Annotated in this window: 9 protein-coding genes; 6 read left to right on the top strand and 3 right to left on the bottom strand. The window is 37.0% G+C overall.

Annotated features, from left to right (window positions below):
* Positions 1–12 precede the first annotated feature (12 nt).
* From AC6CHH_RS04240 to AC6CHH_RS04230, 3 genes are all read right to left on the bottom strand, one after another.
* Complete coding sequence (locus tag AC6CHH_RS04240) at positions 13–1,494, bottom strand: RagB/SusD family nutrient uptake outer membrane protein (protein WP_498280064.1); 1,482 nt, start codon at positions 1,492–1,494, stop codon at positions 13–15.
* Positions 1,495–1,504: 10 nt separating this feature from the next.
* A complete protein-coding gene (locus tag AC6CHH_RS04235) occupies positions 1,505–4,765 on the bottom strand; it encodes a SusC/RagA family TonB-linked outer membrane protein (protein WP_498280062.1) in 3,261 nt (1,086 codons plus the stop codon).
* A gap of 741 nt (positions 4,766–5,506) precedes the next feature.
* Positions 5,507–6,238 carry a FadR/GntR family transcriptional regulator gene (locus AC6CHH_RS04230; RefSeq protein WP_498280060.1) on the bottom strand — a complete coding sequence of 244 codons (732 nt, stop codon included), beginning with the start codon at positions 6,236–6,238 and terminating at the stop codon, positions 5,507–5,509.
* Between the two features lie 121 nt (positions 6,239–6,359).
* Between AC6CHH_RS04230 and AC6CHH_RS04225 the strand changes: the two genes are divergently transcribed.
* The 6 genes from AC6CHH_RS04225 to AC6CHH_RS04200 all read left to right on the top strand — a co-directional run bounded on the left by AC6CHH_RS04225 (position 6,360) and on the right by AC6CHH_RS04200 (position 16,637).
* Positions 6,360–9,650: a SusC/RagA family TonB-linked outer membrane protein gene (locus AC6CHH_RS04225; RefSeq protein WP_498280058.1), complete on the top strand. Its 3,291-nt coding sequence runs from the start codon at positions 6,360–6,362 to the stop codon at positions 9,648–9,650.
* Positions 9,651–9,660: 10 nt separating this feature from the next.
* Positions 9,661–11,235 carry a RagB/SusD family nutrient uptake outer membrane protein gene (locus AC6CHH_RS04220; protein WP_498280056.1) on the top strand — a complete coding sequence of 525 codons (1,575 nt, stop codon included), beginning with the start codon at positions 9,661–9,663 and terminating at the stop codon, positions 11,233–11,235.
* Between the two features lie 68 nt (positions 11,236–11,303).
* The gene (locus AC6CHH_RS04215) at positions 11,304–12,221 is read left to right on the top strand and encodes a dihydrodipicolinate synthase family protein (protein WP_498280054.1); all 918 of its coding nucleotides are present in this window, start codon (positions 11,304–11,306) and stop codon (positions 12,219–12,221) included.
* Positions 12,222–12,226: 5 nt separating this feature from the next.
* A complete protein-coding gene (locus AC6CHH_RS04210; RefSeq protein ID WP_498280052.1) occupies positions 12,227–13,354 on the top strand; it encodes a hypothetical protein in 1,128 nt (375 codons plus the stop codon).
* Between the two features lie 6 nt (positions 13,355–13,360).
* The gene (locus AC6CHH_RS04205) at positions 13,361–14,587 is read left to right on the top strand and encodes an MFS transporter (protein WP_498280050.1); all 1,227 of its coding nucleotides are present in this window, start codon (positions 13,361–13,363) and stop codon (positions 14,585–14,587) included.
* Complete coding sequence (locus AC6CHH_RS04200) at positions 14,574–16,637, top strand: GDSL-type esterase/lipase family protein (RefSeq protein ID WP_498280048.1); 2,064 nt, start codon at positions 14,574–14,576, stop codon at positions 16,635–16,637. Before AC6CHH_RS04205 ends, AC6CHH_RS04200 begins: the two co-directional genes overlap by 14 nt.
* Positions 16,638–16,646: the final 9 nt, after the last annotated feature.

Below are 16,646 nucleotides of genomic sequence, written 5' to 3'. Positions count from 1 at the left end.
ATTTCTGATAAGTTAATACCCTTGATTTTGTTCAATTCCATTTACTTGGACCTCTCTTTGTGGAATTGGAAACAAAAGTTTAAAAGCTTCCACATCATAAGAAGCTGCACTTAATCGAGAAAGGCGTTGTTTTTCTTTTACTCCGTGAGCATTCATCACTTGAGCTGCTTGACCTGTTCGTAACAACTGGAACCAGCGGTGATTTTCAAATGCAACTTCTAGTCTTTGTTCTTTTGCAATAGCTGTTCGTAAGTTTTCTTTCGACAAGCCCGATATAGGTGCTAACCCAGCTCTTTTTCTCACCAAATTAATGTTTACATATGGATCTCCGCTACCCGCTTCGTTCTGAGCCTCTGCCAATAACAATAAAACATGTGCATAACGATATATTGGCATGTTTTCATTCGAGCGTCCATCCTCAATATATGGAGCATGGTAAAACTTCTTAATAAAAGGTAATTTTCCTCCAAATGCTACCGCTTCCTGGTAATTTGAATTGGAGGCATCATCAAATAATGCTATTGATTTATTTTTCCTTAAATCCCCGGTTTCATATAAATTATAAAGGTCCGGAGTAGGAATATTACTACCTCCAAGATTACCCGAAAAACCCACCAATTTTAACTTGCCATTTCTTGGCCCAAACATGTAAATAAAGTTACTGTTTTCCCCTTCCACGGCTTGATCGTATTGAATTTCAAATATTGATTCAACATTGTTTTTTGAATTTGGATTAAAACAGTTCGCATAATCCGCAAGCAAAGAATAGCCCAAAGTTTTAACTTCTTGGAATGCCGCTATCGCCTCCGGGTATTGTTTTCTTGTCAGGTATACATCACCTAATAATGTCAAAGCTGCACCCTTAGTCACTCTGCCTGTGTTGTTGCTATCGTAGCTAGTAGGTAGATTTGCGATAGCGTCTTTAGCATCCTGAATGACAAAGGTATACACCTCTTCCACACTTGCCTTTCCCTCGGTAAATGCATCTGTAGGATTTATTACTTCTGTGGTGTGAAGAGGAATCTCACCGAATAAGCGTACTAAATGGAAATAAGTAAGTGCTCTAATGAACTTAATCTCGCCTATGTATTGTTTTTTTATTGACTCATCGGTAAATGTCACCGGATCGATTCTGCTCAAAACGACATTGGCTTGTTGCACAATTCCATATAAATTAGCCCAAGCTGTGTTTACATAGGTATTGGAAGAAGTAATTAAAAATTCATCAATTTCTTCCCGCTGCTGAGCACCTCGATCGCTTTCATCATATTGATAGTTGGTATTATCCGCCACCATTTCAGTAAGCGCCCAAAAATCACTGGTGTATAAGCCTTGCAATCGCCCGTAAACACCATTTACCGCACGAAGCACTTGACTTTCATTTTCATAATAGTTATCTCCACTTGAAAAGGTATAGGGTTCTACATCCAATAAATGGTTGCAGGAAGAAAGACTCATCAAACTTAACCCTAATAATATATATCTTAATTTCATAGTTGTGTTCTTAAAAATTGAAATTTAATCCTAAAGTATAGATTCTAGGAACTGGATAGGCGGAATAATCAATACCTTGTACCAATGGACTTATGTCGCCTCGATTAATATTTGTTCCCTCCGGATTACCATCATATCCTGTGAATAACAAAGGATTTTGAAGATTAGCGTAAATACGGACATCATTGATTACACCTTTTATGCCTTTAGGCAATGTATACCCTAAGGTAATATTTCTAATCCACAGATAATCTGTTTTTTCAACAAATAAGGAGTGCGTATCACGGTACATCACACGTCCTCTTCCTGTTCCATTTGTTGTAGGCACTAAACCACTGCCTGGATTCTCTTCGGAACGCCAGCGATCGGCCACCTCTTTTCGAACATTAAACACACCATCAATGTTATCAGTATAGAATCTTGTGGCATGTAACATTTCTTGCCCCATGGCGCCAACCACCATAACTCTAAAATCAAATTTCTTATATCTTAAGGTATTGGTCATTCCCCAAGTAAAGTCTGGATATGGGTTACCAATGACGTCAAAATCATCATTTGGCGTAATTTCTCCGTCTCCATTAACATCACGCATACGTAAATTACCCGGAATTGCCCCTGGGAAAGCAGGGTATTTATCCAAATCGGCTTGATTTTGATAGATGCCATCTACGACATAACCGATAATCATACCAACTGGTTCTCCAATTCTAGTTATGTTGGTGAAATTACCTTCTGAACTAGCTCCAGAGTAAATTGGATCGGTACTTCTTCCTAAGGTAATAACTTTATTGCGGTTGAAAGAAATATTGAAATCGGTACTCCAATTGAAATCATCTCTTACAATATTTGCTGAATTAATGGAAAATTCAAATCCTTTATTCTCAACATCGCCGCGATTTTCTGTTACATTCGAAAAACCTGATGACTGTGGAATTGGGGTGTTCAACAACAAGTCCAAAGTATTACGTTTGTAATAATTAGCGGATACCGTAATACGGTTATTCCATGTTGAAAAGTCCAAGCCAATATTTAGCTCTTTCATTCTTTCCCATCCCAGATAACTATTCCCAAGGCTATTCATCGTTCTTCCAGGAGCTAAACTTCCACCAAATATATAGTTACCTGTTCCAATGCTACTCAACGAGGCATAGTTTGAAATGTTGAAGTTTCCGCTGCGTCCATAAGAAGCTCTCAGTTTCAATTCATCTATCCATTCAGTGTCCTTTAGGAAATCTTCCTCAGAGATTCTCCATCCTAAGGCAACAGATGGGAAAGAACCCCAGCGGTTGTCTTTACCGAAACGTGATGAACCATCTGCACGATAAGAAGCGGTAAGAATGTACCGATCTTGATATGAATAGTTGATACGAGCCAAATAGGAAATCAATGCCCAATCTTCAACTCCAGTACCTCCTGTAATTCTGGCGGCTCCATTTAAGGTTTGAATATCATCATCTGGAAATTGCGACCCATTGAATCCTGCCGTTTGATTTTTTTGAGATTGTACGGAATAACCAACTAAAGCATTGACGGTATGACCATTCTCGGAAGAATAATCATAATTTAGGGTATTCTCATTCGCCCAGTTAATATACTTGTCTCTCCAGTAACTTCCACTAGGAATTGAGAGCCCTGGTGCGTTTTGGTTTGGAAGCGTTGATGGTCTAAAGGTTTCACCGCTCTCATCTTGATAATCCACGTTGAATGTAGTTTTGAATTTTAGATTATCCAAAATACTATATTCAGCATAGGTACTCATCAACATTTTTAGTTCACTGTTTTTATTAACCCGTTGATTCATATACATCACAGGATTTGGATTACCGAAGGTACCAGCGGAAGAAACATAAGGGTTATAACTTCCGTCAGGATTATATATCGTTGAAACCGGAGAGGCGATTTCGAAAAACTCATCTCTTCCTTGTCCATTGACTCCTCCTTTTAGATAAGAAAGTGTCGGGGCTACATTCATTCCCAACTTAAGTTTTTGATTAATATTTCCATCCACATTTGCCCGTATTGAAAATCGATCAAATCCAGTGTTCAGCATAACTCCTGTTTGGTTCAAATAACCCGCAGACACAAATGAACGAATATGTTCATTTCCGCCACTTAGACTTAAATTAACATCTGACATGGGTGCAACCTGTGTAACCGCATCATACCAATCTACACCTTCGCCTAAAGCTGAAGGATTCCTATAATCTTCAGGAATGTCCTCTAATGTCGGTTCTCTGCCTTCCTCATATCGTATCTTATCTTCAATTGCTTCTTTTCTAAATTGAGCAAATTCAGATGCATTCATCATGTTTGGACGTCCCTTTTGCGGCACCTCCTGAAGGCCTGAACTGGCTGCGACATCCATGCGCATTTTTCCGATAGTACCTTTTTTTGTATTAATTAAGATCACACCATTTGAACCTCTAGAACCATAGATAGCCGTCGCCGATGCATCCTTTAATACAGTCATCGATTCAATATCGTTCGGATTTATGGTTGCAAGTGGATTCCCTCGTTCACTCGAAGAAGAAGGAACTGGAAAGCCATCAATTACATACAAAGGAGAAGCACCGGCACCAATAGCACCAATACCCCGTATTCGGATCCTTGGACCTCCACCGGGTGTACCATTTGAGGTACTTACTTGAACACCAGAAATTTGCCCGGTTAAGGCCTGATCAGGACTTGAAATTGCTTGTCCACGAACATTTTTCATAGAAACCGTAGCAACAGATCCGGTTACATCTTTCTTTTTCTGACTTCCATAACCAACAACAACGACCTCTGTAATGTCTTCTGAAGAACTAACTAGGGTGACATTCTGCTCTCCAGCGGCATTAATCACAACCTCAAATGATGAATAACCGATGTTATTAAATGTCAAGGTCTGTCCTTTGGTTACTTCAATTTCATACTTTCCTTCTTTATCAGTAGAAGTGGCAATCGAAGTGTTCTTTACACGGATTGATACCCCAGCAATAGGCTGATTCTGCGAATCCCGAACAATACCGCTTACAGTAATTTGTTCTTGAGAAGAGAAAACGTCTAAATTGGATACCCCGTTCATTACTTCATATTTAGTATTCTCCATATTACCTTTAATCAAATGCTCATGCTTTTCCGTGGAATGCGCTAATGAAATCTGTGTTAAAAATAATGCTGGAAAAATCAGCAGCGCCCTCAGCGTATTATTTCTACCCCGAAGGAATGTTAAATCATTTACGATCTGTGATCTTTTAGTTCCCGAGACAGTAAAATGCTTGATTAACATTTTGTTAAAATGATCATATTGCATACATTTGCAAAGTTTAATGGTTTATGATTAAGAGTTTCGACCCTCTTGTTATAGTGTAAGACCTTAAATTTTGGCCGGTAATGCGCAAACATTATCGGTTTTTTATTAAGATTTAATAGTAAAATTCATATCTAATACTTAAACCCTCCTTTTTATTTCAAACAAATTCTTGTGTATATAATGCTAGATATGGCCTCGCTAGGTTGATAGATGCCAAATAGTATTGTTTATAATCAGTGTCTTAAAAAATTAAGACGATTTTCAAATATATAAATCCCCAATATTAAAGGCATCCTGCTCTATCCTGACCTGATCAGAAAAATGAAATAAACAGGCAATAAAATGTTATAAAATCGAATTAGCTCAGAAAAGAATCCTTGAAAGTCGGCAAAAAGATCGTCCGTAATTGATAGAGTACGGACGAGGAAAACGCCCTATAATCAACTCTATTTTAAATCAATCTGGTGGAGAAAAATTAGAGAAAGAATTAGCGCTAAAAGCTATTTTTTATGTGAGTCGGAGACAAAGTCTCAATCTTAAATTAACGTTTTTGATTTGTCTTATGATGTTAAAAATGAGCGCGGTCTAAGACGGGGGTGACTTGGTGGAAAATTGTCGATCTGAGATCCCCTTTAATTGCATCTGCTGCTTGTAATGGCCAATTAGGCATATGCATTATTTGTTTATAAAGAGGTTTGCGTTTGTTCTAAAAACAATCTACCCTTTAGTAGTTGTTAAAACATCCAATATGCGCATAAAATGATTGTTTAGATGTTTACGTATGGCAATTCTGTACAAATTTGCATCTCGTTTTTTTAGCACTTCAACAAGTTCTTTATGTGAAATAAAATCGCCTTCGATTACAGGTCTTTCTAATAACCCACTTTGATGTACATATTGAAATATTGGAAAAAGCATTTCTTGCAATTCTAAAAGGATCTTATTTTTAGAGATTTTGTACAATTTCCCATGGAATTTGATCTCATCATCAATTTGCCAAGGATGTGCTGTATCACCTGAAACAATGTGATTTGCAATTTCTTCTAAATCAATCAAATCCTGATCAGAGATTTTATTTACGATAAAATCTGCCATTCCAACCTCAAGAGCGAGGCGCATTTCAAACATATCCTTTAATGTATCCTTATCTAAAATAGAGGGATGAAAAACTTTTCTTAAAGAGCCCAAAACGTCAGGATTCGTTAAAACAGCACCTTTATGTTTTTTTGACTCAATTAAACCAATTGTTTTAAGTCGCAATAATGCCTCACGGATAACAGTTCGACTTACCCCTAGATCTTCTGCTAAATCAAGTTCCTTTGGTAACACATCGCCTACTTTCAAGTTACTCTCCCGAATATATTGAATAATACTCGCCTCGGCCTTATCCACTAAGCTCGAAGTATCAATACTTGTTAATTTTTGAACGAATTGTCCAGATTTTTCCATGAATAAATAATTAGCAAACTAAATACTATGCAATTATATCAAAAAAAAAATGGAAATAAAGTGATAAGTATTATATTTGAATTATTATTATGTTATACATAATCCAATTTAAATTAAATTAATGATGAAAAACCAATTAAACAAGCATTTAAAAGAGCTTTCTATAATGCTCTTTTTTCTCCTGCTGCAATCTGCAGTATGGGCACAAACAGTTGTGAAGGGAACTGTAACTGATCAATCAGGAAAAAAACTTCAAGGGGTCACGATTAAAAATATCAATACAAAAAGTAGTGCTCAAACAAACTCCGAAGGAGATTTCACGATCTCCTCTGGTGTATCGGATGTATTAACTTTTAACATTCTTGGTTACAAATCAGTTTCAAAAACGATAGAATCGTTATCTGTTTTAAATGTAATACTCGAAACTCAAGACGAAAATTTAGAAGAGGTTGTTGTACTTGGCTATGGTAGTATTAAAAAATCAAATTTAACAGGTTCTGTTTCTAGACTTGATAAACGTGTTCTAGAAACTGGGGTTCGATCAAACCCAGCTTCTGCCTTAGCAGGAACTATTCCAGGACTTCGTGTTACACAATCTTCAGGAAGACCTGGAGCCGTTCCGAATGTCGTTTTAAGAGGGGGTACAACCTATGGCGCATCGGGTTCGCCTTTGGTGATTGTTGATGGTTTGGTTCGTTCTGGATTTAGTGACATCAATCAGGATGATATTGAGTCAATTGACGTCCTCAAAGACGCCTCAGCTACAGCTATTTATGGTGCTAGGGCAGCCAATGGCGTGGTTTTAATTACAACCAAAAGAGGAAAAGAAGGTGTTTCAAACATTACGCTCAAATCCAAAACAGGATTAGGATACCTTAACCAACCTTTCGAATTCTTAAATGCTGAAGACTATATTTATTGGTCAAGAAAAGCGGTAGAAACCTCTGGTTTTTACCAACCCAACCAATTAAACCAACTTACAGCTGTAAGTCCATTTGGGACAGGCAATTTGTACAAAGATGCCAATGGTCAAATTTTAGATGGAAATAAAGTAAACACTGCGGTTTGGAGCACGATGTTTTTAGGGGAAGACAATAAAGAATTGTTGGGTCAGGGTTGGCAACAAATGGTAGATCCAGTAACTGGGAAAGATATTATTTTTAAAGACTTCAATTACAGTGATTATGCAATCAGAGATCAAAGTGTAACCCAAGACTATAATATCGCAATGCAAGGTGGTTCTGAAAAAAGCAAATACTATGCAAGCCTTGGAAAATATATAGAAGAGGGATTACCAATTGATACTAAATACGATCGCCTCACTTTTATAATTAACGCCGATTATAAAATTAAACCTTGGCTGAACTCAAAATCCGGTTTAAATTTTGCAAACACGAAGTGGAAAGATGCCATTAACAATGAAGGTAATTATTTTACCAGAGCGTTAGGTGCTCCTCCAACCCTAAGAGGCACTAATCCACAAGGTGATTTACTAGTGGGAAGGGATTTTAACGATGGTAACCCATTGGTTAATATTGACAAATTTATTCGAGACAATCAAAATCAAAAATTCACGCTATCTCAAGGTTTCTTGATTAATATTTTTGATAATTTAAATTTGAGCACAAGTGGAAGTTGGTTTTACAATCAGACTAATAATGAAAGCTTCAACAAAGACTACCTTAGCTCACCGGGCAACTGGGTGAGAACACGATCAAGTTCAGCGGGCTATGATAAAATTTTGAATCAAACCTATAATGCCGTTTTAAACTACAACAATACCTTTGCTGAGAAACATAATTTCGATGCAATGGTTGGTTGGGAATTCTTTGATTCCTACAATACAGGATTGTCAGCTTCTGGATCAGGTGCACCAACTGATGATTTCATGGATTTAGCTTTAACAAACTCCGAAGCAAATAGGAGGTCAATTGATTCGTATCATGTTCGTAATAGAATCAACTCTTATTTTGGCCGTCTGAATTATGACTTTGACCAACGGTATTTAATGACCTTAACACTTAGAAGAGATGGTTATTCAAACCTGTTGAATAATCGTTGGGGTACATTTCCTGGTGTATCAATGGGTTGGAATATACATAATGAGGATTTCTTTGCCTCAACAATTGGTGCGGGTAACATTGTAAATAGCCTGAAATTACGAGGAAGTTATGGAGCCAACGGGAACATCGGAAATATTGGTGCTTATTCACTTCAGGGAACATATGGCACCTCAAAATATGATGGTTCAGTAGGTTATTCGATGACCAACTTAAGTATTCCTAACCTCAAATGGGAAAGCCTCATCACAAAAGAAATAGGACTTGAAACACGATTAATAAATCGAATAGACCTGTCTTTGGCTTATTACCATAGAACAACTTCTGATAAAATTGCCACTTTGCTTCTTCCCTCCTCAGCTGGTTTTACATCTGTTACCACCAATAATGGAGATATGCAAAATCAAGGTGTAGAAATTGATGTGAACTATGCGGCTATTAGAAAAGAGAATTGGGACTTATCATTTAATTGGAATACAGCCTACAATGAGAACAAAATACTGAAATTACCGGAGAATGGGGTTGAGAACAATCGTCAAGGCGGTTTTCAAGTATACAACCCAAGCAGCAAAGAATTGGAATGGGTTGGTGGTTATCAAGAAGGTTATGATCCAAGTGTGGCCTATGCTTATGAAGCCATTGGAATTATTCGTACCCAACAGGACTTAGATAATTATGCATTAAAACTAACTGATTTAATTGGTGCTCGAACTTTAGTACATCCAGATAAATTTAATGAAATGACGGATAGTGACAAAAAGACTCATTACCCATTAGCATTAGGAGACGTAATGTGGAGAGATGTGAATGATGACGGTATCATTAATTCTTACGATCGTGTTTTTATGGGAAGCACAATTCCAAAATGGACCGGTGGTTTTGGTCTTCATACTCGATATAAAGACCTAACCTTAAGTGCGCGCTTCGATTACGCCTTAGGTTATGTTGCTTATGATGGACCAAAATCATGGTTTCTAGGAATGATGCAAGGTACATTCAATACTACCTCCGCCGTAAAAGATACGTGGACTCCTGAGAACCCAAATGCAAAGTACCCAACTTATTATTGGGCAGATCAATTGTTTAAAAACAATATTGCCAGAGAAAGCAGCATGTTTTACAACAAAGGAAACTACCTCTCATTCAGGGAAATATCCTTAGCATACCGTTTGCCTTCAGCTATTTCAAGTAGATTAAAAATGGAAGACCTAAGTTTTTCAGTAACAGGACAAAACCTATATTATTGGACAGCGAATACTATTTTCTCTCCAGAGAGTGGAAGTATTGGCCAAGGTGGTGGGGGTTATCCATTGCCAAGAACTGTCATCTTTGGTGTCCAATTAACCTTTTAATTCACAAATCATGAAAAAAATATTTTTAACTATAGCTATCGCAACATCTTTTACATTATTCAATTCATGTAGTAAGATGGAATTAGATTTAACTCCAGAAGATTATTTTGCTAGCAGTACATTTTGGAAGAACACGGATCAAGTGAAAGGCGCAGCAATAGGCCTTCATAAGCAACTAAGAGATGCTCAAAATACTCTTTGGAATTTTGGAGAGATCAGAGGGGGTACCTTGCGAGATGGAACTTCCTTCACAGGTACTGCTTCTTTAAATGCAGCATCTTTAATCATCCAAGATATAAGAGAAAGTAATCCAGGTTTCAGAGCTTGGGCTGGATTATATGGAAATATATTCCACATCAATAATTTTATCTACCAAGTAGAACTTGCCGAATACATGTCTGTGGAAGAAAAAAGCTATTTTTTAGGTCAAGCATATGGTCTAAGAGCTTATTATTATTTTCAATTATTCCGTATTTGGGGTCGTGTCCCTATTGTTACTGAGGCGAAAGTAGCAATCAGCACACCGAATTCAGCTGAGGAGGTTTATTCCCCGAGAAGTAAAACTGAGAAGGAAATATTGGATTTAGTTAAATCAGATATAGAAAAATCCGAAAAAAGCTTCAATGGCGATTACACAACACTCAATCAAAAAGGTCAATGGTCACTAGGTGCTACTCAGATACTTAAATCTGAAGTTTATCTTTGGTCGGCGAAAGTAAAGTTGGATGGGTCTGCCCCAATTTCTACCGCACAGGATTTACAAATAGCAAAAACCGCTGTTGAGACTATTATTCCGAAATATACACTTCAAGAAAAATTCGCCAATGTATTTGCTTCAGCCAGCTCCCCTTCTATTAAAGGAAACAATGAAATAATTTTCACTATTCGTTACCAGAGTGGAGAAGCTACTAACTTTTTTAATAATTTCTTGTACGCACAAAGTGATGATATATCTGGATATATAAACGATAAAGGAGAACCTATTCCAAACGATCCTTTACGAGTTGCCTCCAGTGGATCTATCATTAGATATGAATATAAATATGATTTATATACATTATTTGATGCTGAGGATGAACGTGCTAATGTAACCTTTTTAAACTTTAACAAAGGAAATACAAAAGCAGTAGTTATGCGTAAATTCTTAGGAACCATCATTGAGGGGGTTCGAAGTTATTCGGATGATTACCCAATTTATAGGCTCTCAGATGCATACCTAATTTTAGCGGAAATTAAAAACAAATTAGGACTAGACCCAACTTCTGAGATTATGTCGGTAAGAAATAGGGCCTATTCAAATGCCGCTCCGATGTTTGTTAACGGATCATTTGAGGCTAATGAAATTGCTATCTTTTACGAGAGAACAAAAGAGTTTGTTTCCGAAGGAAAACGATGGTTTGATCTAAGGCGGATGCAAGACGCTTCGGGGAATCCTCTAGTTTTCAGGAAAGACTTACCCTTGGTTGGTGTACTTGAAAACAGCGACTCACAAAGACATAAAATTCTTTGGCCGGTTGATTTAGAAACCCTCTCTTCTGATCCTACCTTAACTGGAGATCAAACACCAGGGTATTCAGGAACTTAATATTATTTTATACCTTCAAGGTATTCTTTGTAGTCCTTGAAGGTTCACATCTATTTAACTAAATTATTATGCTATCACACAAAATTGAAGGATTGATTTCAGCTCCTTTTACCCCATTTCATAAAAATGGTGAGTTAAACTTAGATTTAATTCCAGCCTATTACCAGTCTTTAAAGAAAAATAAGGTAAAAGGAGCATTTATCTGCGGATCAACCGGTGAGGGAGTATCTTTAACATTTGAGGAAAAAGTTCAGACACTAAAGGCATGGACTTCTTTAAGCAAAGACGATAATGATTTCGCCTTAATCATGTTTTTAGGAGGAACCAATATAAAGGAATGCAAAGAGCTAGCAATCCTAGCTGAGGAGCATGGGGCCGATGCAGTATCCTTTACATCTCCTTATTATTTTAAACCAGCGAACGTACAACAACTCGCGAAATGTTGTCAAGAAATTGCCTCAGTAATTCCAAATACAGCTTTTTATTATTACCATATACCAGTACTTACCGGAGGAAACTATTCGATGCTGGACTTATTAAAAGAGGTTGACCAGTCCATCCCTAATTTTAAAGGGATAAAATATACACATGAGGATTTTATGGATTTTCTTTCATGTTTAAATTTCAATAATAAGAAATACGATATGTTATGGGGTAGAGATGAAAACATGCTTTCTTCGTTAATTTTAGGAACTAAAGGCGCCGTGGGAAGTACCTACAATTATGCAGCTCCATTATATAATGAACTGATCTCTTCATATCAACAAGGTGATTTTGAAAAAGCAAATGCTTTGCAGCAAAAGTCGATCGAACTTATCACATTACTTGGTAAATATGGTGGTATTGCAACTGGGAAAGCATACATGAAATTAATTGATCTAGACTGTGGTGAGTTTAGATTACCTATTGCTAACATGTCAAATGAAAAATTTGAAGAATTTAAAAAAGAGGTAAACTCGCTCGGATTTGAAAATTTTAAATCATAAATCGTATGCAACATAATTCAGCACTACTTTTACTTTCAATATTAGTTAGCGGATGTGCTAATACACGGGTAGAACATATTCAATGGGAAATTGGAGAGCGATTACCAGCAATTCAACAGCAACCAAATATAGGTGTAGCAGGTCCAGTTACTGGTTTATTAAATTCCCGATTATTTGTTGCCGGCGGTGCTAATTTTCCAGATGGAATGCCCTGGGAAGGGGGCAAAAAACACTATCAAAAAACGGCTTATCTCTTTGATATAAACGCAGGAAATCTTGCTTATAAAAAACAGTTTATTCTCGAAAAACCGATAGCTTACCCGGCGAACGTTAGCCATGGAGATTATCTATATTCTGCAGGGGGTGAGAATGAAAATGGCGCTGTAAAATCTGTTCATAGATATCAAATAGATAAAAATGAAAACTTAGCTATACAAGAGCTCCCTTCATTACCCGTGGCCCTAACAAACGCAGGAATGGTGTATGCAAACAAGGCTTTGTATTTTATAGGTGGGGAAAATTCAGAATTTGTGTCTGATAAAATCTATCGATTGGATTTAACAAACCAAAAGGGTACATGGTCAGAATTTATGGTTTTAAATCAACCTATTTGCCATGCTATAGTTGTTTCCGACCAAAAACAAAAAATCTATGTCGTTGGCGGTAGAAAAAGAAATCTAAATCAGAAAAGCGACATTTATGACCAAGTCGTTGAGCTTAATTTGATAAACAAAGAACAAAAGGTTGTTACCAAACTAAAGCAAGCATTAGCGGCGGGTACAGGTATATACTACCAGAACCAACTCATCATCATCGGCGGCGACAACGGTTCTACCTTTCACCGTGTTGAAGACTATATTACGGAGATTAATCAAAGTGCTGATCCATTAGAAAAACAACAAATGACTAAGCACAAAAATCTTCTACAGTCAAATCATCCTGGATTTACACAGCAGGTATGGGCATTAAATTTAGAAAACTATTCCTGGAACCTATTAAATTCATTGAACATGCAAAGCCCAGTAACGACTACCGCTTTATTACAGGATAATACTATTATAATTCCAAGTGGGGAGGTAAAAGCGGGAGTACGAACAAGTCAAATTGTAACTGGACAAATCAATAAAAAGTAACCTATCATGAAAATTAAAATCAAATACTCTTGGCTTGTTGTCGCGCTACTATGGTTTGTTGCCTTATTAAATTACATGGACCGACAGATTCTTTCTACCATGCGGCCAACCATTGCCCAAGACATAGCAGAATTACACAGTGCGGAGGTATTTGGTAACTTAATGGCCATATTTTTATGGATATATGGATTCATGAGTCCAGTGGCAGGCATGATTGCAGATAAATGGAATCGAAAATGGATTATTGTAGGAAGTCTGTTTGTCTGGTCAACAGTTACCTTATTGATGGGTTACGCAGAAACTTTTGAACAACTGTATGCTTTAAGGGCAATGATGGGGATAAGCGAGGCATTATATATCCCGGCGGGATTGGCGTTAATTGCTGATTATCACTCGGATAAAACACGTTCATTGGCCATTGGTATTCATATGACAGGATTTTATTTCGGTCAAGCCTTGGGGGGGTTCGGTGCCACTATAGCCGTATCGCATACTTGGCAAAATACCTTTTCTTTGTTTGGATTAATAGGCGTACTGTATTCAATTGTACTGGTATTCCTTTTGAGAGAAACGGATTCCCGAATACAAGAGAAAATAGTCTCACAGCAAAAAGTACCTGTTTTAAAAGGTATTTCTGTGTTGTTTAGCAACATTGCTTTTTGGGTCATCTTGTTGTATTTTGCGGTTCCCAGTCTTCCAGGTTGGGCAACAAAGAATTGGTTACCCACCTTATTTTCCGAAAATCTAAATATTCCAATGGAACAGGCAGGTCCGATGGCAACCATCACAATCTCGGTTTCGTCATTTTTTGGGGTTATTTTGGGTGGTATACTCTCGGATAGATGGATTCAAAAAAACATCAAAGGGAGGGTTTATACAAGCGCAATTGGTTTGGCTTTGACGATTCCAGCGGTCTTCTTAATGGGGTATGGTAACGATGTTATTGCAATCGTATCAGCAGGGTTACTTTTCGGTTTTGGTTTCGGTATGTTCGATGCGAATAATATGCCGATCTTATGTCAGTTTGTATCCTCAAAATATAGAGCAACGGCTTATGGCATTATGAATATGGTAGGCGTATTTGCAGGAGCATATATTACTAAATTATTGGGGGCTTCCGCAGATCAAGGAGATTTAGGAAAAGATTTCGCTTTGCTGGCCATTATTGTATTTGTTGTTTTAATCATCCAACTTACTGTATTAAGACCAAAAAATAATCATGAAACAAATTAATTTATTCATTATTCTGTTTCTATCCGTTAGCTTTCTTTTTGCAAATCAGAAAAAAAGAATTGCTTGTATAGGTGATTCAGTAACAAAAGGAGCTGGAATAAAAAGCGATCATTCCTATCCCCACGTTTTACAAGAGTTATTAGGGGCTGACTATCATGTAGCAAATTTCGGTCGTAATGGTGCGACCTTACTCCATAATGGACATAACCCATACATAAAATCACCGGAATTTGAACAAGCCATTGCCTTCAGACCCGATATCCTAATTGTGTCTTTAGGATTAAATGACACCGACCCTAGGAACTGGCCAAATTATAAAAACAAGTTTCAACGTGATTATAAAGCGCTTATTGATTCTTTTAAAATAGTTAACCCTCATGTTGAAGTATTTATTTGTGAAATGACTCCAATATTCAGCGGTCATTCACGATTCTTGTCAGGCACTAGAATTTGGTATGATCAAATTCAGCAAGAGATTAGGGACTTCGCTCATGTGAACCAATTTAATTTGATAAAAAATCACGCCGTGTTAGCTCACCGAATTGATTTATTTGAAGATTATTTACATCCAAACAAACAAGGAGCAGGCTTGCTAGCACACTTTATCTATAGGCATTTAATCCAGATTGAACAACCGTTAACCTTGGGTGAAACGATTGGTTCAAATATGGTTTTACAAAGAGATGTAGAGAATCTCATTTATGGGAATGGCGGAGCAAATCAAAAGATTACTATTTCCTACGGTAATACCGTAAAAAGTACGGTAACTGATCCTTTGGGAAAATGGGAAATTAGCATTGATGCCTTTAAAGCTGGTGGACCTTATCATTTCAAAATTTACAGTCAAAAGGACACCCTCCATCTTCGAGAGGTGTATTTTGGCGACGTTTATTTGGCGAGCGGACAATCCAATATGGCCTTTGAACTACGCAATGCAACTAATAGTGAAGGTTTAATTCATGGAGCTCGCGAAAAATCAACCATCAGATTATTTAAGAATGCCGTAATAACAGGAACAAATAACAAAGATTGGGATACCCAAACTCTACAGAAAGTTAATAATTTAAATTATTTTACGGGAAATTGGCAGGTTCCTAACCCTGAAAATGTCGCGAAATTCTCTGCTATTGCCTATAGCTTTGCACATGAATTAAATAGAACTGAAAATATCCCTATAGGTATTATTGAACTCTCTGTTGGTGGCTCAAATACAGAATCATGGATCCCAAGATATGATTTAGAACATGATGATTTGTTAGCAACCTATATTCATAATTGGAGAACTTCTGATTTCATACAAACATTTTGTAAAGAAAGAGCAGCAGTTAATCTCAAAAATTCAACACTAAAAAACCAAAGACATCCCTACGATCCAGCCTATAATTTTGAAGCAGGTGTGTCCAAATGGGTCCGTACAAAAATCAAGGGGATCTTATGGTATCAGGGGGAAAGCAATACTCATAATATTGAACTTCATGCTCATCTTTTCCAGAAAATGGTTCAGTCATGGAGACGAGAATTTAAGCAGGAATTACCCTTTTATTTCGTTCAACTATCAAGTATAGACCGCCCAAGTTGGCCTTATTTTCGTGATAGTCAACGTCAACTAGCGAATGAAATTCCCTCGGCATATATGGCCGTTTCCTCTGATTTAGGGGACTCCTTAGATGTACATCCTAAAGAAAAAATAACTATCGGAAAAAGAGTAGCAAATTTAGTCAGAAAACATGATTTTCACAGGAACATCCAAGCCGACTCTCCTGAGCCGGTCTCTATCAAGAGAGAGGGTAAGACGAAATATATTCTAAGATTTAACAATTGTAAGTACCTAAAAACCGGCGACAAAAAAGAGGTAAAAGGTTTTCAAGGAAAAGATGAATTTGGAAATTTAATAGACTTCAAATCCATAAAAATAGCAAAAAATCAAATCATATTAACGAGTGAGAAACCTGTCCGAAAAATACTTTATGCCTATAAAGCATTCACTCAGGCGAATTTAGAAAATCAAGATTCAACACCCGTATCGACTTTTAGCAAAGAAGTCCAGTAATATTTAAAA

It is taken from the genome of Sphingobacterium sp. GQ94, from assembly GCF_059758715.1.
Note: the sequence above shows the minus strand (reverse complement) of the source record. Positions and strands in the feature narration are given on the sequence as shown.

Bases quoted from the DNA above. Each gene is read 5' to 3' on its own strand.
- AC6CHH_RS04210 (WP_498280052.1), top strand. From the start codon at position 12,227: ATGCAACATAATTCAGCACTACTTTTACTTTCAATATTAGTTAGCGGA.
- AC6CHH_RS04205 (WP_498280050.1), top strand. From the start codon at position 13,361: ATGAAAATTAAAATCAAATACTCTTGGCTTGTTGTCGCGCTACTATGG.
- AC6CHH_RS04215 (WP_498280054.1), top strand. From the start codon at position 11,304: ATGCTATCACACAAAATTGAAGGATTGATTTCAGCTCCTTTTACCCCA.
- AC6CHH_RS04200 (WP_498280048.1), top strand. From the start codon at position 14,574: ATGAAACAAATTAATTTATTCATTATTCTGTTTCTATCCGTTAGCTTT.
- AC6CHH_RS04230 (WP_498280060.1), bottom strand. From the start codon at position 6,238: ATGGAAAAATCTGGACAATTCGTTCAAAAATTAACAAGTATTGATACT.
- AC6CHH_RS04240 (WP_498280064.1), bottom strand. From the start codon at position 1,494: ATGAAATTAAGATATATATTATTAGGGTTAAGTTTGATGAGTCTTTCT.
- AC6CHH_RS04235 (WP_498280062.1), bottom strand. From the start codon at position 4,765: ATGTTAATCAAGCATTTTACTGTCTCGGGAACTAAAAGATCACAGATC.
- AC6CHH_RS04220 (WP_498280056.1), top strand. From the start codon at position 9,661: ATGAAAAAAATATTTTTAACTATAGCTATCGCAACATCTTTTACATTA.
- AC6CHH_RS04225 (WP_498280058.1), top strand. From the start codon at position 6,360: ATGATGAAAAACCAATTAAACAAGCATTTAAAAGAGCTTTCTATAATG.